Here is a 23,222-nt window from a genome sequence, read left to right as displayed (position 1 = left end):
GAATACTAGGAGTCCCCATGCTTCAGGGCTGGGTCATCATTGCCGTCGCGCTCACCTACATCGGCCTGTTGTTCGCCGTGGCGAGCCTTGGCGACCAATGGCGCCCGCGCGCGGCGAAGGGCCGTGGCCGGCCCTACATCTATGCGCTGTCGCTCGCGGTCTATTGCACCTCCTGGACTTTCTTCGGCTCGGTCGGCCTTGCCACTACGCAGGGACTGAACTTCCTCGCCATCTATATTGGCCCGGTGATCGTCTTCACTCTGGCAACGCCGTTCCTGCTGCGCATCATCCGTCTCGCCAAGGCGCAGAACATCACCTCGATTGCCGATTTCATCGCTGCGCGCTACGGCAAGAGCCAGGGCGTCGCCGCGCTGGTGGCGGGCGTCGCCATTATCGGCGCGCTGCCGTACATCGCGCTCCAGCTGAAGGCGGTCTCCGCGTCGCTGCTGGCGTTGCTCGGCGACTTCGAAGGGCTCGGGCTCAGCTATCCCGTGGTCGGCGACCTTGCGCTGTTCGTGGCGGTGGCGATGGCGGCGTTCGCGGTGCTGTTCGGCACCCGCCACATCGACGCCACCGAGCATCAGGAAGGGCTGATGCTGGCGATCGCGACCGAATCCATCGTCAAGCTGGTCGCCTTCCTCGCCGTCGGGCTGTTCGTCACCTTCGTGATGTTCTCGGGCCCCGCCGACCTGTTCGCGCAGGCTGACGCGCGCGGCGTGCTCCCGGTGCTGACCGACGGCTTCTCGCCGGCAAACTGGGTGACGATGACGGTGCTGTCCTCGCTCGCCATCCTGATGCTGCCGCGCCAGTTCCATGTCGCCGTGGTGGAGAACACCTCCGAGCAGGAATTGCGCACCGCGCGCTGGCTGTTTCCGCTCTATCTGGTGCTCATCAACCTGTTCGTGGTGCCGATCGCCATGGCCGGGATGATTTCGTTCCCGCCCGGCTTCATCGACGGCGACATGTTTGTGCTCGCTCTGCCGCTCTCGGCGGGCGCCCGGGTGTTCGCGCTGCTCGCCTTTGTCGGCGGGCTTTCCGCGGCCACCGCCATGGTGATCGTCGAGACCGTGGCGCTCGCCGTCATGGTCTCCAACGATCTGATCATGCCGCTGATGGTGCGAAGCCGCCGCAGCCGCGCCGCCGTGCCGGACAGCGGCCAGCCGGATCTCGGCCAGGGACCGGACGGCGGCGGCGACATGGGCACCGTGCTGCTCACCGTGCGCCGGCTCGCCATCTTCGTCATCCTGCTGCTGGCCTATCTCTATTACCGTATCACCGGCGAGGCGCAGCTTGCGCAGATCGGCCTGCTGTCCTTCGCCGCCGTGGCGCAGTTCGGCCCGGCCTTTCTCATCGGCCTGATGTGGCGGCGCGCCACCGCGCTCGGCGCCATTGCCGGCATTGCCGCCGGTGTCGTGCTCTGGGCCTACACGCTGCTGCTGCCCAGCCTCGCCGATTCCGCCCAGTTCGGCTCCGCCTTCCTGGCGCAAGGCCCGTTCGGGTTCGAATTGCTGCGGCCGCAGGCGCTGTTCGGCCTGCATGCCGCCCCGCTCACCCATGGCGTGATCTGGAGCCTCGGCGTCAATCTCATCGGCCTCGTCGTCGTCTCGCTCTTGACGCAGCCGGCGCCGATCGAGCGCCTGCAGGCAAGCGTCTTCGTCGAGGCCGACCGCGCGCCGTCGGCGCCGAGCTTCCGGCTGTGGCGCTCGCCGGTGACGGTGGAGGAACTGATCGGCACCGTCTCGCGCTATCTCGGCGAGGAGCGCACCCGCGCCTCGTTCGAGAGTGTCTCGGCGATGCGCGGCGTCTCGCTGGAGCCGGGCCGCGAGGCCGACTTCCAGCTCATCCGCTATGCCGAGCATCTGCTCGCCTCGGCCATCGGTGCCGCCTCCTCGCGCCTGGTGCTGTCGCTGCTGCTGAGGAAGCGCACCGTCTCCACCAAGGCGGCGCTGAAGCTGCTCGACGATGCCTCTGCCGCCATCCAGTACAATCGCGAGATATTGCAGACCGCGCTCGACCATGTGCGCCAGGGCATTGCGGTGTTCGACCGCGACCTGCGCCTGGTGTGCTGGAACCGCCAGTTCGGCGACATGCTGGACCTGCCGCCGGAGATCGTGCGCATCGGCATCGGCATCGACGACATATTGCGCTTCAATGCGCGCGCCGGCCTGTTCGGGCCGGGCATGGTCGAGGAGATCGTGCGCGAGCGGCTCGGGCGCTACTCCCAGCGCAACGCCACCTTCCTGGAGCGGCTCGCCCCGCGCGGCGTGGTCATGGAAGTCCGGGTGAACGCCATGCCGGACCATGGCGCGGTGGTCACCTTCACCGACATTACCCCGACGGTGGAGGCCGCCGAGGCGCTGGAGCGCGCCAACGAGACGCTGGAGAAACGGGTGCGCGAGCGCACAAAGGCGCTGGAACACCTCAACGCCCAGCTCGCTCTGGCGAAGTCCGAGGCCGAGGAAGCCAATATCTCCAAGACCCGCTTCCTCGCCGCGGCGAGCCACGACATCCTGCAGCCGCTCAATGCCGCCCGGCTCTACGCCACCAGCCTGGTCGAGCGCGCCGCGGAGGGCGAACCGGGCCGCCTCGCCGAGAATGTCGATGCCTCGCTGGAGGCGGTGGAGGAGATCCTTGCCGCCCTGCTCGACATCTCCCGGCTCGATGCCGGCGCCATGAAGCCGGAGGTGGCGCCGTTCCGCATCGACGACATCTTCCGCCAGCTCGAACTGGAATTCGCGCCACTGGCGCGTGAGAGAGGTCTCGACCTCACCTTCGTCACCTGCTCGGCCTCGGTGCGCTCCGACCGTCGGCTGTTGCGCCGGCTGCTGCAGAACCTCGTCTCAAACGCCATCAAATACACCCCCAAGGGCCGCGTGCTGGTGGGTGCGCGGCATCGGCGCGGCAAGCTGCGCATCGAGGTGCTGGATACCGGCCCGGGCATACCGCAGGGCAAGCAGAAGCTGGTGTTCAAGGAGTTCCAGCGGCTCGACCAGGGCGCCAAGGCGGCACGGGGATTGGGATTAGGGCTCTCCATCGTCGAGCGGCTTGCCCGTGTGCTCGACCATCCGGTCGATCTCTCCTCGACCCCACCCAATGGCAGCCGCTTCGCTGTGGAGGTGCCGCTTGCCCCCGCCGTGCCGGTGCAGATCCGGCCGATGGCGCCGTCCTTCGCGCCCTCCGCCGCGCTCGACGGGCTTACCGTGCTGTGCATCGACAATGACCCGACAATTCTCGACGGCATGGAGACGCTGCTCACTGGCTGGGGCTGCCGGGTGGTGAAGGCGCCGGGCGCGGCGAGCGCACTCGGCACCTTGCGCGAGGCCAGGCTTGCCCCCGACGTGCTGCTGATCGACTACCATCTCGACGAGGGCGACGGCATCGAGGCGGCACGGAACCTGCGCTGGAAGCTCGGCCGCACGCTGCCCGCCGTGCTCATCACCGCCGACCGCTCCAAGACCGTGCGCGACGCCGCCCGCACGACCGGCATGGAAGTGCTGAACAAGCCGGTGCGCCCGGCGGCGCTGCGCGCCTTGCTGGCGCAATGGCGGGTGGCGCGGACGGCGGCGGAGTAGGCGGGCCGCGCCCTGCTGCAGCATCCTTCGAGGCTCGCTCTGCTCGCACCTCAGGATGACGTGGTCTTTAGAAGCAACCTCATCCTGAGGTGCCCGGCGCCAGCCGGGCCTCGAAGGATGCTGAAGTCGGACGCCGCTCCCCGGACATCGCTCGGGGCTTGGCCACAAAGATGAACGCTGCCTGAAGCTGGCATTCACGATGGATTCCCGCTGGCGCTCCTAAAACCACAACACACCGCCGGTGACCCGGCATTGACCCACCGATCATCAAGCCTAGGGGGGCTACCATGATCACTCACGTTATCGCTGAAACAGCGATGGAGACCGCCCGCGGCCGCACCCGCACCGGCTATGCCGAGGATTTCATCACCCGCTTCTGGGTGTGGAGCTACCGCGCCTATGTGCGCGCCCGCAGTCGCCGCGAATTGCGCGCCCTGCCGGACGAGTTGCTGCACGACATGGGCCTCACCACCGCGGACGTCGAGCGCGAAGCCTCGAAGCCGTTCTGGCGCTGAGGAGATCGGCGGTCGATCCTTGCGGAGGATCTGCCGCCGATCTTGCTGGGCCGACATCTGCGCAAGACAAATCCATTGATGGCCGGGTTCGCCCCGGCTGTTGCCGTTTGCGGGTGGCGGCGGCGTCGCTCTTGCATCCATAAGTGTCACCGATTGGCGCCATGATGCCTTTTGATGAAATTCCGCCGTCTTCGCCGCTATGCTGACCGCCTCCCGCTCATGACCTGAGAATCCCATGCTCGCCGAACCCGCGCGTTTTGTTCCGCCGACCTCGCTGCTCGATCACGTGCGTCCCGCTGCGCTCGCCTTGCCCGAGAGCGGCATTGTCGAGGTGATGAATTACGGGCGCGAACGGCCGGGCATGATCCCGCTCTGGGCCGGCGAGGGCGACCTGCCGACGCCATCCTTCATCGCCGAGGCTGCCACCCGTTCATTGGCGGCCGGCGAGACCTTCTACACCTGGCAGCGCGGCATCCCAGAGCTGCGCTCCGCCATCGCCCGCTATATGGCCGGGCTCTACGGCGTGCCCGAGGATCCCGAGCGCTATTTCGTCACCGGCTCCGGCATGCAGGCGATCCAGATCGCCATGGCGCTGACGCTGTCCGCCGGCGACGAGGTGCTCATCCCCTCGCCGGTATGGCCAAACGCGGCGGCTGCGGCCGACGTGATCGGCGCCCATCCGGTCTATGTGCCACTCAGCTTCGACGACGTGCACGGCTTCTCGCTGGAGCTCGACCGGCTGGAAGCCGCGGTCACGCCGCGCACCCGGGTGATCTTCATCAATTCGCCGGCCAACCCGACCGGCTTCGTCGCATCGCACGAGGTGCTGAGGGGCGTGCTCGACATCGCACGCCGCCACGGCCTCTGGATCATCGCCGACGAGATCTATGGCCGCTTCTATTACGAGGCCGGGCTGGCGCCGTCGTTCCATGATGTGATGGTGCCTGACGACCGCATCCTGTTCGTGCAGACCTTCTCCAAGAACTGGGCGATGACCGGCTGGCGCATGGGCTGGATCGAGGCCGATCCTTCGCTCGGCGCCGTGCTGGAGAATTTGATCCAGTATTCCACCTCCGGTGTCGCCGCGTTCATGCAGCGTGCCGGCGTGGCGGCGCTGGAGCGCGGCGAGAGCTTCGTCACCCACCAGATCGAGCGGGCGCGGCGCGGCCGTGACATCGTCGCCGATGCCATCCTGCCGACCAACCGGGTGCATCTGGTGAAACCGCCGGGGGCGTTCTACCTGTTCTTCGGTGTCGAGGGCGAAACCGACATGCGCGCCCTCGCCTTGAGGCTGGTCGACGAGGCCAATATCGGCCTCGCGCCCGGCACCGCGTTTGGCCCGGGCGGCGAGAAATATATCCGCATGTGCTTCGCCCGTGGCGAGGCGCAACTCACCGAGGCCGCCGACCGCCTGGCGCGCTGGCTGCGCAAATAACAGCAGCGTATGCCCCGTGCTGAGCGCATGAAAGCGCCGGATGCTATGCATGCATTCGGTTTGACCCAGCGAGATGTCGGGTGCATTCAGGGCTCCTAGCCCCGCCCGAGCCCATGCCGCTTTTGTCCGTCAGCAAGCCCGATCTGTCGCGCCGTGCCCTGCTTCGTCTCGGCGTGACGCTGCTGTTTGCCGCCACGGGCGGCTCGCTCTTCGCCTGGTCCGGCATGCCCGCGGGCTGGCTGTCCGGTGCCCTGGTGTTCACCGCAATCGCGGCATTGGCTGGCGTGAATGTCGGCGTCGCCGGATGGCTGCGCCAGCCGACCTTTGTCGTGCTCGGTACCTCCATGGGCTCGGCGATGTCGCCGGACACGTTGCAGGGCATCACTACCTGGCCGGTCACCATGCTGGCGCTGCTGCTCTCGGTGCCGGTGATGATGACGGCGGTCGTCGTCTATCTCGAGAAGGTCGCCGGCTGGGACCGGCGCAGCGCCTTCTTCGCCGCCGTACCAGGGGCGCTCTCCGCGGTGCTGGCCATGGCGGAATCCGTGGGCGCCGACACGCGCCGCGTGGTGTTCGGCCAATCCTTGCGGCTGTTTGCGCTGGTGGCCCTGCTGCCATTGGCGCTCGGCGGGTTCGGCCATCAGACGGCAGCAGCGATGCCGGTCGCCGCCGCGGCGCCGGATGCCGCCAGTTTCATGACGTCGATGCTGGTCGGCATCACCGGCGCCTGCCTGTTCGAGCGCTTGAAGTTCCCGGGCGACGCCATTGTTGGCGCCATGCTGGCGAGCGGCGTGGCGCATGGTTCCGGCCTGATCGAAGGCCGGCTGCCGGACATGTTCCTGATTGTCGGCTTCATCGTGCTCGGCGCCAATACCGGCAGCCGCTTCGCCGGCACGCCGCTGGAGACGCTCAAGCGCTTCTTCGTCGATGCCCTGATGGCGCTCATCATCGCCACCGCGGTGACCGCCTCCTTCGCCGTCCTTGCCGCCTGGCTGTCCGGCGAATCCCATGTGAAGGTGATGGTCGCCTATGTGCCGGGCGCGGTGGAGGCGATGACCATCATGGCCTTCGTGCTCGGGCTCGATCCGGCCTTCGTGGTGGCGCACCACCTCGCCCGCTTCCTCGGTATCTCGCTGGCGATCCCGCTGATCACGCGGCTGTTCTTCCCACCGGCCGCGGTGCCGTCGGAGAGCGTCGATCCCGATCCGACCGACACGAAGGATTAGCCATTTCCCCAAAGTACACCGAGATCCCCGGCCTTGTGCCGGGGATCTCGATTCCCGACGGTGCATCGGAGGCCGAGATGGCCGGGACAAGCCCGGCCATGACGTGGTTCTTGGTGGAAGCCTCGACTACTCCGCCGCTTCGGCTTGCGGGACGAAATCCAGCCCGAGCCGCGTCCACACATCCGCCAGTGCCTGCGCGAGGTGCGCCACCAGCGCGTCGTCATGGAACGGGCCGGGGGTGATACGCAGCCGTTCGGTGCCGCGCGGCACGGTCGGATAATTGATCGGCTGGATATAGATGCCGTGATCGGCGAGCAGCATGTCGCTCGCCGCCTTGCAGGCTTCGGCATCGCCCACCATCACCGGCACGATGTGGGTGTCGGTGATGAGCTGCGGCAGGCCGGCGGCCTCGAATGCCCGCTTCACCTTGGCGACCTGCGCCTGCTGGCGCTCGCGCTCGGCGGATGAGGCCTTGAGGTGCCGCACCGAGGCGGTGGCCGCGCTCGCGATCGCCGGCGGCAAAGCCGTGGTGAAGATGAAGCCCGGCGCATAGGAGCGCACCGCGTCCATCACCGCCCGCTTTCCGGTGAGGTAGCCGCCGACCACGCCGAACGCCTTGCCGAGCGTGCCCTCGATGACGTCCACCCGGTGCATGACGCCGTCGCGCTCGGCGATGCCGGCGCCGCGCGGGCCGTACATGCCCACCGCGTGGACCTCGTCGAGATAGGTCATGGCGCCGTACTTCTCGGCGAGATCGCAAATGTCGGCGATGGGGGCGACGTCGCCATCCATCGAATAGACGCTCTCGAACACCACGAGCTTCGGCCGGTCGCCGGCGGCGCGCAGCAGCTCCTCGAGATGGACGAGGTCGTTATGGCGGAAGATCGCCTTGTCGCGGCCGGCGCGGCGCACGCCCTCGATCATCGAATTGTGGTTCAGCGCATCGGACAGCACCACGCAATCCGGGATCAGGCGCGCCAGCGTGGCGATGCCGGTCTCGTTGGAGACATAGCCGGAGGTGAAGACCAGGCCGGCTTCCTTGCCGTGCAAATCGGCAAGCTCGCGCTCCAGTTCGACGATGGCGTGGCTGTTGCCGGAGATGTTGCGGGTGCCGCCGGCGCCGGCGCCGGCCGCACGCGCGGTGGCGCACATCGCCTCGACCACGGTGTCGTGGCAGCCCATGCCGAGATAATCGTTCGAGCACCAGATGACGATCTCGCGCGGCCCCTGCGGCGAATGCCAGGTGGCGCGCGGAAAGCGCTGCGTGTCGCGCTCGATCTCGGCGAAGGTGCGGTAGCGCCGCTCGGCCTGGAGCGCTGCGACCGCGCCCGCGAAGATGCCTTCATAATCCATGGATGCGTCCGTCCTTTCCTGCCCGAAGGTCAACCCGGGCAGGCACGGTGGCACCTTGGACTTTGGAGCCGTTCCGATCAAGCAGCGCCGGGCCAAGCGCGGCGATCCGGCGCGGCATTTTGGAAATGTGCCGGCTCACAGTTCCGCGAGCGCGCGCACCTCGGCGAGGCTCAGCGAACGCGGTGCGTTGCCGTCGAAATAGAGGAAGCGCAGGCGCTTGCGGCGCGACGCCATGGCCGCGGGCAGCGGGTCATAACGGAAGCTGCCGCCGCCCAGATGCGGCATCACGGCGCCGATATCGGTGACGTCCTCGGTCTCGACCCGTAGCAGGCTCAGCCGTGTGCCGTCGGCATCGGTGGCATCGAATGGCACGCGGGCGAGGCGCAGGAAGCTGGTCGGGTCGCTGGCCGTAGCGAAGCTCTCGACGAAGGCGGTTTCGACCAGATCGAGATCCGCCTCGGCATGGCTGTGTGCCGGCTCCACTGGGGGTTCCGGCAGATGCGGCGTCTGCCACTGCGCGGTGCGCTGCGGGCCATGGCCGTGATTGTGGCCGGGCCCATGGGAATGATCGGCATGGGAATGGGCATGCGAATGCCCGCCCGCGCCGTGGTCGTGATGATGATGGTCGTGCCCGCGATGCATGCGGCCCTCTCCTGCGCGCTTCGAGGCCGCCCTGCGGGCGGCACCTCAGCATGACGTAGGCTTGCAATAGCAACGTCATGCTGAGGTGCCCGGGCAGCGCCCGGGCCTCGAAGGATGTTGAAGCCGAACGTCAGTAGCTCACCGGCTTGTCGATCATGTGCTTGTGGCTGCCCAGCTTGCCATGGGCGACCATCGAGCCGAGCGCCTCGACGACGACGCGCAGGCCGAACAGGGAGGTGATGTCCGAGGTGTCGTAGGGCGGCGAGACCTCGACCACCTCCAGACCGCACAGCCCCTCGGCCGCCACCAGCCCGAGGATCTTCAGCGCCTCGCGCGGCAGGAAGCCGCCCGGCTCCGGCCAGCCGGTGCCCGGCACGAAGCCGCAATCGATGCTGTCGACGTCGAACGAGATATAGACCGCGTCGGCGTCCTTCCAGGCGAGTTCCAGCGCGATCTCTGCGGCCTTCTCCAGGCCGATCTTCTCGATGTCGGCGATGGTCAGCACATTGGTGCCGCGCTTCCGCGCTTCCTCGACGCCGTAGCGCGGCACTTGCCAGCCGCCAATGCCGAGCTGCACCAGGTTCTTCGGCGAGACGTTCGGCAGATTGGTCGCCCAGTACCAGGGCGTGGTGTGCATGCGCTCATCGAGATCCTTCTCCTGGATGTCGATGTGGCGGTCGAAATGGATGATGCCGATGCGCTTGGAGGTGCACTCGGCAATGCCGCGCACACAGGGAAAGCCGATCGAATGGTCGCCGCCCAGCATGATCGGCAGCGCTCCGGACGAGAACACGTGGCCGACACCGCGGCTGATCTGGTCGAAGCTCTTTTCGAGGTTGGCGGGAATGGTGAACACGTCGCCGGCATCGCACAACGTCATCTGCTCGCGCAGGTCCACGCCCAATTCGTAATTGTACGGCGTATAGAGCGCGGAGATGCGGCGGATGCCCTGCGGCCCGAAGCGGGTGCCGGGGCGATAGGTGGTCCCGGAGTCGAACGGAATGCCGAGCACCGCGGCATCATATTTGCCGACATCGCGGACATTCTCGACATAGGGCGCCTTGAGGAAGGTGTTGATGCCGGCGAAGTGCGGCAGCTCGCCCCGCGCGAAGGTCGGGATCGACTTGTCGGTGATGGAGTCGGCGCCGGGCAGGCCCATGTCGAGCGCCCATTGCTGCTCCTTGCGCCAGCCGTCGGAGGAGAGATTCCCCTCGGCCTCCAGCGCCTTCCAGCCCTGCGTCTCGCGGATTTCGAAGTTCGGGTGGTGGCGTCGGGCGCGGCTGGGCGCGGGGGCAAGGCCGGCATAGCGGGTCGGATAGGCGCGCATGAGGAGGCTCCTCACTGATGTGCCGCGTCGTCGCGGGCGGGCTGGGGATTTTCGATCGGCCTCGTTCCAATTGGCTTGGAGAAGCCGAACACTGGCACCGGGCCGTCCCGGGTCAGGTCGAGGTCGTAGGTAATCCGGGCGCCGAAGCGGTTGGGCTCCTGCGGGTCGATGCGGCGCTTGTCGAAGGCGATGAGCCGGGTGCCGAGCCCGAACGCTTCCTTCAGATCGTGCGTCACCATTATCACCGTCATGCCGTGTTCGCGCCAGAGCGGCTTGATCAGCTGGTGCATCTGGGTGCGGGTGCCGGGGTCGAGCGCGCCGAACGGCTCGTCGAGCAGCAGCACCTTCGGCTCCTTGGCGAGCGCCTGGGCGATGGCGAGCCGTTGCTGCTGGCCGCCGGACAGCGCGCTTGGATATTTCCCGGCATGCGCGCCGAGCCCGACGGCATCGACCAGCGCCTTGGCCTTCTCCAGGGCGGTGCGACGCCTCAATCCGAACAGCTTGGCGAGGAACGGGCTCTCCGCGAACTCGTAGGAGGCCAGCACGTTGCCCAGCACGGTCAGATGCGGGAACACCGAATAGCGCTGGAACACCACGCCGCGGTCGGGCCCGGGCTCGGCGGGCAGCGGCGTGTCGTCCAGCGTGAGCTTGCCGCGGCTCGGTGCTTCCTGCCCGAGCACGAGGCGCAGGAAGGTGGACTTGCCGCAGCCGGACGGGCCAACCACGGAGACGAAGGCGCCGGAGGCGATGTCGAGATTGATGCCTTCGAGCACGATCTGGTCGCCATATTCGACCCAGACATCGCGCACCTTGATCTCGCTCATCACACCCGCTCCCCGACATAGGCCCAGGGGAATCCCTTGCGGGCGATCCTGGCGAGCGCGAAGTCGAACAGGAAGGCCAGCAGCGTGATCCAGGCGACGTAGGGCAGGATCACGTCCATGGCGAGATAGCGCCGCACCAGGAAGATGCGGTAGCCGAGCCCGTTCTCGGCGGCGATGGCCTCGGCCGAGATCAGGAACAGGAAGGCCGGGCCGAGCGAAAGCCTGAGTGCCTCGATGAGGCGCGGCATGGCCTGCGGCAGCGCCACCCGCAGCACGGTCTGCCAGGTCGAGGCGCCCAGCGTCTGCGCCTTCACCATCTGCTCGATCGGGATGGCGCCGACCGTCATGGCGAGGTCACGCACCAGGAACGGCGCGATGCCGATGACGATGAGCACCACCTTCGAGACCTCGCCGAGCCCGAACACGATGAAGAGGATGGGTAATAGCGCCATGGGCGGGATCATCGAGATCACCCCGACCAATGGCGCGAAGGTGCCGCGTACCAGCGGCAAGATGCCGAGCGCGAGGCCGAGCACCAGGCCGGTGAGCGTGGCGAAGCCGAGCCCGAGGCCGAGCCGCTGCAGCGAGGCGCTGGTGTCGGCCCACAGCACGATCGAGCCGGTACGCTTGTCCGGCTCGGTCGCCATGCGGGTCATGGTCGCCGCCATTTGCGACAACGGCGGCAGCAGCTTGTCGTCGGGATTGGCCGCGCGCCGCTCCGCCGAGCCGAGCACATAGACGAAGGCGAGCAGCGCGAACGGCAGCATGGCGAGCAGCACCCGCGTCCCGCGTCCCGGCACGATGTTCATGGCACGGCGCATGCGGGTTCCTTCTTTCTCACCCGAACCACGTCATCCTGAGGCGCGAGCGTAGCGAGCCTCGAAGGATGCTTATCGGGGGCGGGCATCCTTCGAGGCCCGAGCTGCCGCCCGGGCACCTCAGGATGACGTCGTTATTGCGTGCGTCGCTCACAGCTTCCCGTCGGCGGCCAGCTTCATGAAGCTGGCGTCGAAGCGCAGCTTCACGTTCGCCTTGTTGCCGAGGATCTCGCCGCTCGGGAACTGCATGCCGACCGCGTCCTTGCTCTTGGCGCCGTCGCCGAGCAGGCCGTGGTCGAACGAGAAGGTGCGCACCAGGTCCATGGTCTTGGGCAGCGCCGCCGAGGTGGTGAACTCCACCGCCTCCTTCGGCGTCGCGAACAGCTTGGTCGCGGCGAGCTGGGCGTCATAGCCGGCGAGGTCGGTGCCGGAGAGCTTGCCGAGCTCGGTGCGCACCGCCTTGCCCTTCTCGCTCTGGTCGACGACGAGCGCCAGCGTCTCGTACCAGATGCCGACCAGCGCCTTGCCGAAATCGGGATTGTCCTTGAGCGTCGCGGTGTTGACGCCGAGCATGTCGATGATCTCGCCGGGGATCTGCGACGAGTTGAACACCAGGCTGACGCCGGGCTCGGCCTTCACCTCGGCGAGCAGCGGGTTCCAGGTGACGACGGTGGACACGTCCGCCGACTTGAAGGCCGCCACCATGTCGGCGTCGGAGGTGTTGACCACCTTGACGTCCTTCTCCGCCATGCTGGATTTGTCCAGCGCGCGGGCCAGCAGATAGTGCGAGACCGAGAGCTCGACGAGATTGATGCTCTCGCCCTTCAGCCCTTTGATGTCCTTCGCCTTCTTGGCGACGATGCCGTCATTGCCGTTCGAGAAGTCGCCGATGATGAGCGCGGTGGTATCGACGCCGCCGGCAGCGGGGATAGTCAGCGCGTCCATATTGGTCAGCGTCACGCCGTCGAACTTGCCGGCGGTGTACTGGTTGATCGATTCCACATAGTCGTTGATCTGGGTGACGTCGATGGTGATGCCGTATTTGTCGGCCCACTTCCTGACGATGCCGTTCTCGGCCGCATAGGCCCAGGGCATCCAGCCGACATAGATGGTCCAGGCAATGTTGAATTCTTTCTTCGGCGCAGCCTCGGCGGCGGCGAAGGGCATGCTCAGCGCGGCCATGCAGGCGGCGCCGGTGATGAGGGCACGCAGGGTACGACGCATCGTGGTCTCCCGTGTTCGGGAAAAGCCCGCGCGCTCGGCAGCTCGGAGGAAGGATACAGGCACACAGCCGGCGGCCTTCGCTGCGACCTTGTCGCACGAGCCTCCCGGGCTTTTGTCCCGCCGTGGACCCGGCGAATGTCTCGCCACCGGGCTGCTCCTCTCGGTCCAGCCGCATCGCTTTCGATGCCGGAACCCTAGGAGCCCTGAAAGGTTAGCAGCGGTTGCGGGGCAACCGAAGCCTCGATTAGCGGCAGAAACGCCGAAACCGCGCCGAAAGATTCGGCGCGGCGCTCAGGCTTGAGGCAGTTTCGGGAGGGCGGCTTCAGATCACCCCGGCCAGCAGGCCGACGCCGGCCACCGCCACCACGGCGCCAAGCGCCTGGGTGAAGCGCGGCGCATTGGCGCCGACCCGGCCGATGGCGATGCCGGCACCGATGCCGACCGCGTGCAGGACAGCGGTCGCGAGCAGGAAGCCAGCCGCATAATTCAGGCCGGACGCGTCCGCCGGCATCTCGGCGCCATGGGCGAAGCCGTGGAACACCGCGAAGGCGCCGACCATCGCCATCGCCGCACCCAGCGGCCAATTGGTCGAGCGCAGCGCCACGACGCCACCCAGCACGATGACCGAGGCGGCGATGCCGATCTCGACGAACGGGATCGCGACGCCGGACATGCCGAGCGCACCGCCAACGGCCATCAGCGCGACGAAGGTCGCCGGCACCGCCCACAGCGCGCGCCCGCCGAGATTGGCGGCGAAGATGCCGACCGCGACCATGGCGAGCACGTGGTCGAGCCCGCTGAGCGGATGCATGAAGCCATGGGCGAAGCCGACCGCCTCGCCATGCCCCGGATGGGCGAAGGCGAGCGTCGGGCTGAGCGCGAGAAGCGCGGCGAGCGAAGTGCGAAGGACGGCCTTGTTCATGTGCGATGATCCCCGGAAGCGGCGGCCTCGCGTATGCGACGCGCGCTCGCGTATGACGTTTTTATGGAAACAGCATACGGCGGGAGTCGGAGGCGTCAATCGGCTTTTCGCGCCTGCGAACGGCTTTTGTGCGGGTGCGGATGCTCGTGGCCATGGTCATGGGTGTGCCGATGCTTCGCCGGCTTCCCATTCCCTTCGGGCTGGGATTTGGCATCTCCTTCGGGAAGGATATGCAGATGCCCATAGCGCACGCCGCGCTGGGTGGTGACGCTGTCGGCGAGCGCCTTTACCTCCGCGGTCGGGCCGCGCAGCACCGCTACCTCGAGGCAGGTGTCGTGGTCGAGATGCACATGCAGCGAGGCCACGGCCAGGTCGTGATGGCCGTGCTGCACCTGCGTCAGCCGGCGCGCCAGCTCGCGCTTCTCGTGGTCGTAGAGATAGGACAGCGTGGCGTGGCAATGGCCGGTCTGCGCCCCCACGGCCGGTGCCGCGGTGCCGCCCAGTGAGGCGCGGAGCATGTCGCGCACCGCCTCCGAGCGGCTCGCATAGCCATGGCGCGCGCCATGCGCGTCGATGGCGGCAAGCAGGTCGTCATCGATGGTGAGCGTCACGCGCTGCATGGCGTTTTCTTTCCCAAACGACCTCATCCTGAGGTGCGAACGAAGTGAGCCTCGAAGGATGATGAAGCAGAAGACGGCGCTCGGCTTGAGCATCCTTCGAGGCCCGGCTTTGCCGGGCACCCCAGGATGAGGTCGGGGACCTCACTTGGTCCCGAAGATGCGGTCGCCGGCGTCGCCGATGCCCGGCACGATATAGCCGTGCTCATTGAGGTGGCTGTCGACCGCCGCGGCATAGACCGGTACGTCCGGGTGCGCCTCGTGAAACGTCTTGAGGCCTTCCGGCGCGGCGATCAGGCAGACGAACTTGATCGACTGGCAGCCTGCAGCCTTGACCTCGGCGACCGCGGCGGCGGCGGAATTGCCGGTGGCCAGCATGGGATCGAGCACGATGGCGGTGCGCTCCGAGATGTCGCGCGGCAGCTTGAGATAATATTCCACCGCGGCCAGCGAGACCGGGTCGCGATAGAGCCCGATATGGCCGACGCGGGCAGCGGGCAATATATCCAGCATGCCTTCCAATATGCCGCCGCCGGCACGCAGCACCGAGACCAGGCAGAGCTTCTTGCCCGCCACCACCGGTGCCATCATCTTGGCCAGCGGCGTCTCGATCTCCACCATCTCCATCGGCATGTCGCGCGTCACCTCATAGGCGAGCAGCATGCTGATCTCGCGCAGCAGCAGGCGGAACTCATTGGCCGCGGTCTTGGTGCGGCGCATCAGGGTCAGCTTGTGCTGGATCATCGGGTGGTCGACGACGATGGTCGGACCGGGATCGGTGGGGCTTGTCATGAGGGCGTCGGCTCACTCGGGAAGGATATGATCGGGCATGCGAAACGCGTGCCGCCTCTAGGCATAGCGCAATCCACCGGGAAGGGTAGCCGATACGTGAAGGGCGCGGTGAGCCCGCCACTTGCGGTGGCGCGCAATTCGCGCTCTCATATGTTGCTTCCTGAGGCCGGCGACAGCGCCGTGCCAGCAAAGAGAAGCCAAATGTCCGTCAATGCCGGTTCCGGCAGCCGTCCCCGCAGCCACATCGTCCTGACCTCGCACGGCGCCTCGAGCGGTGTCGCCGCGGATGCGCCGGTGCTGAACTGGGGCGCGCTCGATCCGAAAGTGCGCGGCCCGGTGGTCGCCACCCTCACCGATCCCAAGCGTCGCAACGCCATCGGCACCCATGCCGGCGGCTATGCGGTGTATCGCGCGCTCGCCATTTCCGCCGGCGCGCTGCCGGCCGACTTCAAGGCCGACCTCACCAATACCGCGCCGTCCGATCGCATCGGCCCGCACCCGCAATGGGGCGACCCGAAAAAGATCGTCTCGCTCGACCCGTTCGGCCACATGGTCGGCGAGGTGTTCGCCGACGAGATCGCGGCAGGTCTCGATGTGCGCCCGACCATCGCGGTGACCCGCGCCCATATCGACATGCCGGAGATCCGCGATGCCATCCGCCTCGGACGGCTGAAGATCGACGGTGACATCATCGGCCCCAAGGGCGATGTGCGCGTTACCAAGGCGGCGATCGATCCGGTCTGGTATCTGCCCGGCATCGCCGAGCGCTTCGACGTCTCGGAAGGCCAGTTGCGCCGCGATTTGTTCGAATATACCGGCGGCATGTTCCCGGAACTCGTCACCCGCGGCGACCTCAAGGCCTTCCTGCCGCCGATCGGCGGCATGACGCTCTACATGTTCGGCGACGTGTCGAAGATCGGCGACGGCGTCACCCCGCTCGCCTGCCGGGTGCATGACGAGTGCAACGGCTCGGACGTGTTCTCCTCCGACATCTGCACCTGCCGGCCCTATCTCGCCCATGGCATCGAATTGTGCGTGGAGATGGCGCAGCAGGGTGGCACCGGCCTCGTGGTCTATAACCGCAAGGAAGGCCGCGCACTTGGCGAGGTGACGAAGTTCCTCGTCTACAACGCCCGCAAGCGGCAGGAGGGCGGCGACCGTCCGGACGCCTATTTCAAGCGAACGGAATGCGTCGCCGGCGTGCAGGACATGCGCTTCCAGGAGTTGATGCCGGACGTGTTCCAGTGGCTGGGGGTCACCCGCATCGACCGTTTCGCCTCGATGAGCGACATGAAATTCAACGCGCTGGAGCGGGCCGGCATCGAGATCGGCGAGCGCGTGCCGATCCCCGAGGACCTGATCCCACCGGATGCGCGCGTCGAGATGGAGGCGAAGGTTTCAGCCGGCTATTATTCCGGCGGCGCCTTCAACAGCACCTATGACGAGACCCAGGGGCGAGGGCTGAAGGAGTAGTGTCTCTGACACCACGTCATCCTGAGGTGCCCGGCGCCAGCCGGGCCTCGAAGGATGCCCATCTCAGATGGCCATCTGTTTCAACATCCTTCGAGGCCGGGCTGGCGCCCGGCACCTCAGGATGACGTTGCACTGTGAAAGCCCAGGCATGACCCCACCCGAACTCCTCGCGCTCCGTTCTCCCGCCGCTGTCCGCGCCCGCTCGCACCAGGTGCTGGATCACGTGCTCGCCGGCAATTCCCCGCATTTCACCATCGACGAAGCGGCGCTGGGCGGCGTGGCGGATTATGTGGCGAAGGTGACGCGTCAGGCCTATCCGGCGCTCGACATCCCCTATCACAGCCGCTGGCGCCACTTCGCGGCCGGCGGCGTCGACCGCTGGGCGAAGCTGGAGGCGACGCTCGAGGCGCGGGGCGCGCTGGATCGCGCCCACATCATGGTCGACCTTGCCGTCGTCAGCGTGCTGCTCGATGCCGGCGCGGGCGATGCGTGGCGCTACAAGGAAGGTGAGACGGGCCTCACGCTGAGCCGCTCGGAAGGGCTGGCGGTGGCGAGCCTGCGGCTGTTCGAGGCCGGCGGTTTCTCATCGGACCCCGGCGACAGGCTGCGGGTCGACGCGCCCGGCCTGCTGCGCCTCGATGCCGGCAAGCTCGGCGAGGCGTTCCAGGTCGATGCCGACAATCCGCTGGTCGGCGTCGATGGCCGGGTGTCGCTGCTGAACCGACTCGGCCAGGCGCTCGCCGCGCGTCCGGACCTGTTCGGCGCCAGCCCGTCGCGGCCGGGCGGCCTGATCGATGCGCTGCTGCCCGCGGCGACGCGCGAACGCCTGCCGGCGCGCCGCATCCTTGAAGCGCTGCTCGACGGCTTCGCGCCGATCTGGCCGGCGGGGCTGACGGTCGACGGCGTTGCGCTCGGCGATGCCGGGCGCCATCCGGCGGCGGTGGCGCCGGACCGCTCCAACGGCATCGTGCCGTTCCACAAGCTCTCGCAATGGCTGACCTATTCGCTGCTGGAGCCGTTCGAGGCTGCGGGGCTCGCCGTCACCGATCTCGATGACCTCACCGGCCTGCCGGAATATCGCAATGGCGGCCTCCTGATCGACCTCGGCCTGATCGTGCCGCGCACGCCGCTCGACCCGGCGCAGACGCATCCGGTGACGTCGGAGATGGTGGTGGAATGGCGCGCGCTCACCGTCGCGCTGCTGGATCGGCTCGCCGATCCGGTGCGCGAGCGGCTCCGGCTTGACGCCTCGCAGTTCCCGCTGGCCAAGATGCTGCAAGGCGGCACGTGGGCAGCTGGCCGGCGCATCGCCGCCGAGCGCCGCCCGCCCAGCGGCGCCCCGCCGCTCGCCATCGCCGCGGATGGGACGGTATTCTAGGTCTCGCCGACATCGTCTCCGGGATCGCGCAAACGCTCTTCAATGTCACGCGATCCCGGCTCTCGGCTCTGCGGGCTCCGCCCGGGATGACGACAGATGTGGACGGCCAATTGGATGCTATCTGACAATAAATTGTATCCAATGAAGGCAGCGCACTGTGTGCGTGCCTAGAAACTGAGCGCCGCGCCTGCCGAGCTCTCAGCGACTCTTGCGGAAACCACGCCCGGGCGCAGCGCTCGCACTTCGCCGTGTTTTGGCACATGCTTTGCGACAGGTCGGCGGGCCCGATGCAGCGGGCGGCGGCGGACGAGGCGCGGGGCATGAGCAAGGGCGCGGATATCGAGCTGATCGACGTCACCAAGCGCTATGGCGCCGCGCTCGCCGTCGACCGCGTCTCGCTCAAGATCCCCGCCGGCACCTATTGCTGCCTGCTCGGCCCCTCGGGCTGCGGCAAGACCACGACGCTGCGCATGATCGCCGGCCACGAAAGCATCACCGAAGGCGATGTCCGGCTCGGGCCCACGGTGGTGACCGACCTGCCGCCGGCCAAGCGCGGCACCGCGATGATGTTCCAGAGCTACGCGCTGTTCCCGCATCTCGACACCGTCGACAATGTCGCCTTCTCGCTGAAGATGAAGGGCACGGAGAAGATCAGCCGCCGCGCCAAGGCGCTGGAGATGCTGAAGCTGGTCCAGATGGACCACCTCGCCGAGCGCCGCCCGGCGCAGCTTTCCGGCGGCCAACAGCAACGCGTCGCGCTCGCCCGCGCGCTGATCACCGACCCGCAGGCGCTGCTGCTCGACGAGCCGCTCTCCGCGCTCGATCCGTTCCTGAAGATCAAGGTGCGCCAGGAACTGAAGCGGCTGCAGAACCAGCTCGGCATCTCCTTCATCCATGTCACCCACAGCCAGGAGGAGGCGATGGCGCTCTCCGACCTCGTGGTGGTGATGAATGGCGGGCGCATCGAACAGGCGGCGACGCCGCGCGAAGTGTTCAACCGCCCCTCGACCGCCTTCGTCGCCCGCTTCATGGGCGACCACAATGTCCTTGCCGGGCGCGTCACGTCGCTTGGTGACGGCACTGTCACCTTCGAGGTGCCGGGCGGCGCCTCCTTCCGGGCGCCCGCCGAGGAAGGGCTGGAGCCGGGCGCGCCAGTGGAGATCGCGGTGCGCACCGACCGGGTGCGGCTGGCCGACACCGTGATGCCCGGCTGCGGCCTCACCGGCCTGGTGCAGAACATCGAATATCACGGCCAGAAGGTGCAACTCGCGCTATCCGCCCCCGGCGTCGACGAGTTCTCGGTGCAGGTGCCGGAGACCGCCTTTTTCGAGACCCCGCTTTCCGTCGGCGACGCCGTACCGCTCGCCTGGACGCCGCAGGACGTCCACATCCTCCGACCCTCGCCGACCGCCTGAACATCCGCCGCCTGAGCGCCGACCGCCAAAACAGCAACGACACCTTCGGAGAACAGTCATGAGCAAGATCGAGAAGGGAACCAAGGGGATCAGCCGCCGACAGGCGCTCAAGGGCGCCGGCGCGCTCGCCGGCCTCGCCGCGGGCGGCGGGGTCGTTACCGGCTTCCCCACCATCTGGGCACAGAACCCGATCACGCTGCGCCAGTTCGGCACCGGCGTGTCGAACCTCAATGCCATCGCCGAGAAGTGCAAGGCCGATCTCGGCATCACCCTGCAGATGACCGCGCTGGATTCCGACGCGGTGTCGCAGCGCGTGGTGACGCAAGCCAACAGCTTCGACATCGCCGACATCGAATACTGGATCTGCAAGAAGGTGTTCCCGGCCGGCACGCTGCAGCCGATGGATGTCAAGAAGATCAAGTATTACGACCAGATCGTGCCGATCTTCATCACCGGCAAGCTGACGCCGGAATCCAAGATCGCGCAGGGCACCGCCCCGCACAGCGTCACCTTCGTCGACGGCCCGGACTCCAAGAAATTCTCGAAAGAGCCGACGCAGTGGATGACGCTCATCCCCACCATCTACAATGCCGATACGCTCGGCATCCGGCCTGATCTTGTCGGCCGGCCGATCAAGAACTGGAAGGACATTCTCGACCCGGCCTTCAAGGGGAAGACCTCGATCCTGAACATCCCGTCCATCGGCATCATGGACGCGGCGATGATCTGCGAGAGCGCCGGGCTGATCAAATATGCCGACAAGGGCAACATGACCAAGGAAGAGATCGACAAGACGATCGCGTTCCTGATCAAGACCAAGAAGGATGGCCAGTTCCGCGCCTTCTGGAAGACCTTCGACGAGAGCGTGAACCTGATGGCCTCCGGCGAGGTGGTGATCCAGTCCATGTGGTCGCCGGCGGTCGCCGCCGTGCGCTCCAAGGGTATTCCCTGCGTCTACCAGCCGCTGGAAGAAGGCTATCGCGCCTGGGGCGGCGGCCTCGGCATCGCCAAGCATTTGAAGGGCGCGAGCCTCGACGCGGCTTACGAATACATCAATTGGTACCTGTCCGGCTGGGTCGGCGCCTATCTCAACCGCCAGGGCTATTACTCCGCCGTACTCTCCACGGCCGAGAAGAACATGACGCCGGACGAATGGGCGTTCTGGATGCTCGGCCAGCCGGCCAAGACCGACATCCTCTCGCCCGAGGGCAAGGTGATGTACACCGCTGGCGCGGTGCGCGACGGCGGCTCGTTCAAGGAGCGCATGGGCGCGGTGGCATGCTGGAACTCGGTGATGGATGAGGACCGCTACATGGTCCGCAAGTGGAACGAGTTCATCGCGGCGTGAGGTGTTTGGTACGCCGTCATGGCCGGGCTGCTCCCTCTCCCCGACGGGGAGAGGGGTGGGGTGAGGGGGACACACAGATCGCCCGCCTCATGGCCCCTGACCCAACCCTCTCCCGTCGGGGCGAGGCCTTTAGATCCCCAGCAGCATCGCGGACGCTCATGACGCTCTCACGCCTTGCGCCCTATCTCCAGGCGACGCCGCTGTCGCTGATCCTGCTGGCCTTCCTGGTGCTGCCCATCGCCACCATCGTGATGGTGAGCTTCTGGGACTATGATTCCATCCAGATCTTCCCGGCCTTCGTCTTCACCAATTACGAGGAGACGATCACCTCGCCGGTGACCTGGAACACCTATATCAACACGCTGAAATACACTCTCATCGTCTGGGCGATCACGTTGTTCGTCGGCTTCTGGGTGGCCTACTACCTGGCCTTCCACATCCGCACGGCGACGACGCAGATGGTGCTGTTCCTGGTCTGCACCATCCCGTTCCTCACCTCGAACATCATCCGCATGATCTCCTGGATCCCGTTCCTCGGGCGGAACGGGCTCCTGAACCAGTCGATGATGTCGATGGGGCTTATCAACCAGCCGCTGGAGTTCCTGCTGTTCTCGGACTTCGCGGTGGTGCTCGCCATGGTGCACCTCTACACGCTGTTCATGGTGACGCCGATCTTCAACACGCTGATGCGCATCGACCGCGCGCTGATCGAGGCGGCGCGCGATGCCGGTGCCAGCGGCTTCCAGATCCTCACCAATGTCATCATCCCGTTGGCCAAGCCCGGCATCGCCATCGGCTCGATCTTCGTCGTCACGCTGGTGATGGGTGATTTCATCACCGTGCGCTTCATGTCCGGCGGCCAGTCAGCCTCGGTCGGCCTGATGATGGCGAACCAGATCGCGCTGCTGCAATACCCGGCGGCGGCGGCCAACGCGGTGATCCTGCTGATCCTCGTGCTGCTGCTGGTCGCCGGCATCCTGCGCATCGTCAATATCCGCAAGGAGCTCTAGAGATGAATGGCGATCGCCGCGGCCCCGGATTCTGGATACTCACCGCGTTCTTCGCGCTGTTCGTGCTGTTCCTCTATGGGCCGCTGACCACCATCTTCATCCTGTCGTTCCAGGGCCCCAATGGCGGCCTCACCTTCCCGATGAACGGCTCGTCCTTCCACTGGTTCAACAATCTGCTGTTCGAGCAGCAGGCGGTGGGTGATTTCGGCGGCGCCTTCTCGCGCTCGCTGCTCCTCGGCCTGATGACGATGGCGGCCACCGTCGTGGTCTCGCTGCTCGCCGGCCTCGCCTTCCGGCGTCGCTTTCTCGGTTCCGGCCCGCTGTTCTATCTCGCCATTGCCAGCCTGATCGTGCCCTCGATCCTGATCTCGCTCGGCATCGGCCTCGCCTTCCAGGTCTTCGGGCTGGAGCCGGCCTGGTACAGTTCCGGCTTCGGCGCGCACCTGACCTGGACGCTGCCCTTCGGCCTCTTGATCATGTTCGCGGTCTTCAACCGCTTCAATCCGGCCTATGAGGAAGCCGCGCGCGATCTCGGTGCCACGCCGTGGCAGACCTTCGCTCATGTGGTGCTGCCAATCATCCTGCCGAGCCTGGTCGGCGTCGGCCTGTTCGGCTTCACGCTGTCCTATGACGAGTTCGCTCGTACGCTGATGACCGCCGGCACCTTCAACACGCTGCCGCTCGAAATCTACGGCATGACCACCAATGTCACGACGCCGGTGCTCTATGCGCTGGGCACGGTGACGACGCTCTTCTCGATGTCGATCATCGTGATCGCGCTTGCCGCCATCGCCGTGCTGCGGTTGCGCCGCGCCCGCAAACTCGCCGGATAGGCGCCATCTTAACCCAACGGCACGCAAAAAACCGGTGCGCATCACGGACTTGTGGGAACCTGCTACCCCTTCACGCGTCTTGTTATTTGACGCCCTTGGTGCGTCAAATGCACACAGGGGCAGGGGAGATAGACGCCATGAACATCTGCACGACCAGCCGCACCATCTGCGATCTGCTTCAGGAAGTGGCGAAGGACGATCGCAAGCACGCGCTGACCATCAAGCTGCGCAGCGGCGACACCGTCACCGCCTATGGCCCGATCGAGGTCGCCGACCGCTTCATGCTGTGCCGCCTTCACGACGGCAATTACCAGGGTAGCCAGCTGATTTCGCTCGACACCATCGAGTTCATCCGCTGAACGCCTGAAGCGAAGAATAAGCGGCGGACGCAGCGTGCGTTCGTCCGCGATTGCCGTGCCCGATTGGCTGGGCAAGCGGTCGACATTTCGCCCGAGTGCCTCACAGGCCGGGCCGGCAGACCTTGAGCAAACACTGTCA

20 protein-coding genes and 1 riboswitch are annotated in these 23,222 nt (G+C 66.8%); of the genes, 11 read left to right on the top strand and 9 right to left on the bottom strand.

Annotated features, from left to right (window positions below; genetic code table 11):
* Nucleotides 1-17 precede the first annotated feature (17 nt).
* The 4 genes from G3545_RS16550 to G3545_RS16535 all read left to right on the top strand — a co-directional run bounded on the left by G3545_RS16550 (nt 18) and on the right by G3545_RS16535 (nt 6,748).
* Nucleotides 18-3,572: a NahK/ErcS family hybrid sensor histidine kinase/response regulator gene (locus G3545_RS16550; protein ID WP_170014382.1), complete on the top strand. Its 3,555-nt coding sequence runs from the start codon at nt 18-20 to the stop codon at nt 3,570-3,572.
* Nucleotides 3,573-3,859: 287 nt separating this feature from the next.
* Nucleotides 3,860-4,087, top strand: coding sequence for a DUF1127 domain-containing protein (locus G3545_RS16545; RefSeq protein ID WP_246702438.1), 228 nt, complete (start codon nt 3,860-3,862; stop codon nt 4,085-4,087).
* A 235-nt stretch (nt 4,088-4,322) separates the two neighbouring features.
* The gene (locus tag G3545_RS16540; protein ID WP_170014381.1) at nt 4,323-5,522 is read left to right on the top strand and encodes a pyridoxal phosphate-dependent aminotransferase; all 1,200 of its coding nucleotides are present in this window, start codon (nt 4,323-4,325) and stop codon (nt 5,520-5,522) included.
* Nucleotides 5,523-5,635: 113 nt separating this feature from the next.
* A complete protein-coding gene (locus tag G3545_RS16535) occupies nt 5,636-6,748 on the top strand; it encodes an AbrB family transcriptional regulator (RefSeq protein WP_170014380.1) in 1,113 nt (370 codons plus the stop codon).
* 126 nt (nt 6,749-6,874) lie between these two features.
* Here the strand turns inward: G3545_RS16535 and hemA are convergent, their stop codons facing one another.
* The 9 genes from hemA to upp all read right to left on the bottom strand — a co-directional run bounded on the left by hemA (nt 6,875) and on the right by upp (nt 15,267).
* Nucleotides 6,875-8,101, bottom strand: coding sequence for a 5-aminolevulinate synthase (gene hemA / locus G3545_RS16530; RefSeq protein ID WP_170014379.1), 1,227 nt, complete (start codon nt 8,099-8,101; stop codon nt 6,875-6,877).
* 135 nt (nt 8,102-8,236) lie between these two features.
* On the bottom strand, nt 8,237-8,743 hold the full coding sequence (locus G3545_RS16525) for a hypothetical protein (RefSeq protein WP_170014378.1): 507 nt from the start codon (nt 8,741-8,743) through the stop codon (nt 8,237-8,239).
* Nucleotides 8,744-8,873: 130 nt separating this feature from the next.
* Nucleotides 8,874-10,070: an agmatinase family protein gene (locus G3545_RS16520; protein ID WP_170014377.1), complete on the bottom strand. Its 1,197-nt coding sequence runs from the start codon at nt 10,068-10,070 to the stop codon at nt 8,874-8,876.
* An 11-nt stretch (nt 10,071-10,081) separates the two neighbouring features.
* A complete protein-coding gene (locus G3545_RS16515) occupies nt 10,082-10,894 on the bottom strand; it encodes an ABC transporter ATP-binding protein (RefSeq protein ID WP_170014376.1) in 813 nt (270 codons plus the stop codon).
* Entirely contained in the window at nt 10,894-11,715 is an 822-nt protein-coding gene (locus G3545_RS16510; RefSeq protein ID WP_170014375.1) for an ABC transporter permease, read from the bottom strand. The genes G3545_RS16515 and G3545_RS16510 overlap by 1 nt, the downstream gene beginning before the upstream one ends.
* 147 nt (nt 11,716-11,862) lie before the next feature.
* The gene (locus tag G3545_RS16505; protein ID WP_246702904.1) at nt 11,863-12,894 is read right to left on the bottom strand and encodes a putative urea ABC transporter substrate-binding protein; all 1,032 of its coding nucleotides are present in this window, start codon (nt 12,892-12,894) and stop codon (nt 11,863-11,865) included.
* Nucleotides 12,895-13,035: 141 nt separating this feature from the next.
* Nucleotides 13,036-13,145, bottom strand: a riboswitch (guanidine-I (ykkC/yxkD leader).
* A 113-nt stretch (nt 13,146-13,258) separates the two neighbouring features.
* Entirely contained in the window at nt 13,259-13,858 is a 600-nt protein-coding gene (locus G3545_RS16500; RefSeq protein ID WP_170014373.1) for a HupE/UreJ family protein, read from the bottom strand.
* 95 nt (nt 13,859-13,953) lie between these two features.
* A complete protein-coding gene (nikR, locus tag G3545_RS16495; protein WP_170014372.1) occupies nt 13,954-14,478 on the bottom strand; it encodes a nickel-responsive transcriptional regulator NikR in 525 nt (174 codons plus the stop codon).
* 141 nt (nt 14,479-14,619) lie between these two features.
* On the bottom strand, nt 14,620-15,267 hold the full coding sequence (upp, locus tag G3545_RS16490; protein WP_170014371.1) for a uracil phosphoribosyltransferase: 648 nt from the start codon (nt 15,265-15,267) through the stop codon (nt 14,620-14,622).
* Nucleotides 15,268-15,468: 201 nt separating this feature from the next.
* Here upp and G3545_RS16485 point away from each other — a divergent pair, with 201 nt between their 5' ends.
* The 7 genes from G3545_RS16485 to G3545_RS16455 all read left to right on the top strand — a co-directional run bounded on the left by G3545_RS16485 (nt 15,469) and on the right by G3545_RS16455 (nt 23,083).
* A complete protein-coding gene (locus tag G3545_RS16485) occupies nt 15,469-16,740 on the top strand; it encodes a GTP cyclohydrolase II (RefSeq protein WP_170014370.1) in 1,272 nt (423 codons plus the stop codon).
* 148 nt (nt 16,741-16,888) lie between these two features.
* A complete protein-coding gene (locus G3545_RS16480; RefSeq protein ID WP_170014369.1) occupies nt 16,889-18,118 on the top strand; it encodes a URC4/urg3 family protein in 1,230 nt (409 codons plus the stop codon).
* A 320-nt stretch (nt 18,119-18,438) separates the two neighbouring features.
* Nucleotides 18,439-19,533: an ABC transporter ATP-binding protein gene (locus tag G3545_RS16475; RefSeq protein WP_170014368.1), complete on the top strand. Its 1,095-nt coding sequence runs from the start codon at nt 18,439-18,441 to the stop codon at nt 19,531-19,533.
* A 58-nt stretch (nt 19,534-19,591) separates the two neighbouring features.
* A complete protein-coding gene (locus G3545_RS16470; protein ID WP_170014367.1) occupies nt 19,592-20,881 on the top strand; it encodes a PotD/PotF family extracellular solute-binding protein in 1,290 nt (429 codons plus the stop codon).
* Nucleotides 20,882-21,039: 158 nt separating this feature from the next.
* Nucleotides 21,040-21,891, top strand: coding sequence for an ABC transporter permease (locus tag G3545_RS16465; RefSeq protein ID WP_170014366.1), 852 nt, complete (start codon nt 21,040-21,042; stop codon nt 21,889-21,891).
* Nucleotides 21,892-21,893: 2 nt separating this feature from the next.
* On the top strand, nt 21,894-22,724 hold the full coding sequence (locus tag G3545_RS16460; protein WP_170014365.1) for an ABC transporter permease: 831 nt from the start codon (nt 21,894-21,896) through the stop codon (nt 22,722-22,724).
* Nucleotides 22,725-22,861: 137 nt separating this feature from the next.
* Entirely contained in the window at nt 22,862-23,083 is a 222-nt protein-coding gene (locus G3545_RS16455) for a hypothetical protein (protein ID WP_170014364.1), read from the top strand.
* Nucleotides 23,084-23,222 lie beyond the last annotated feature (139 nt).

Source organism: Starkeya sp. ORNL1, assembly GCF_012971745.1.
Lineage (GTDB): Bacteria > Pseudomonadota > Alphaproteobacteria > Rhizobiales > Xanthobacteraceae > Ancylobacter.
This window is presented reverse-complemented; position numbering and strand designations above follow the sequence as displayed.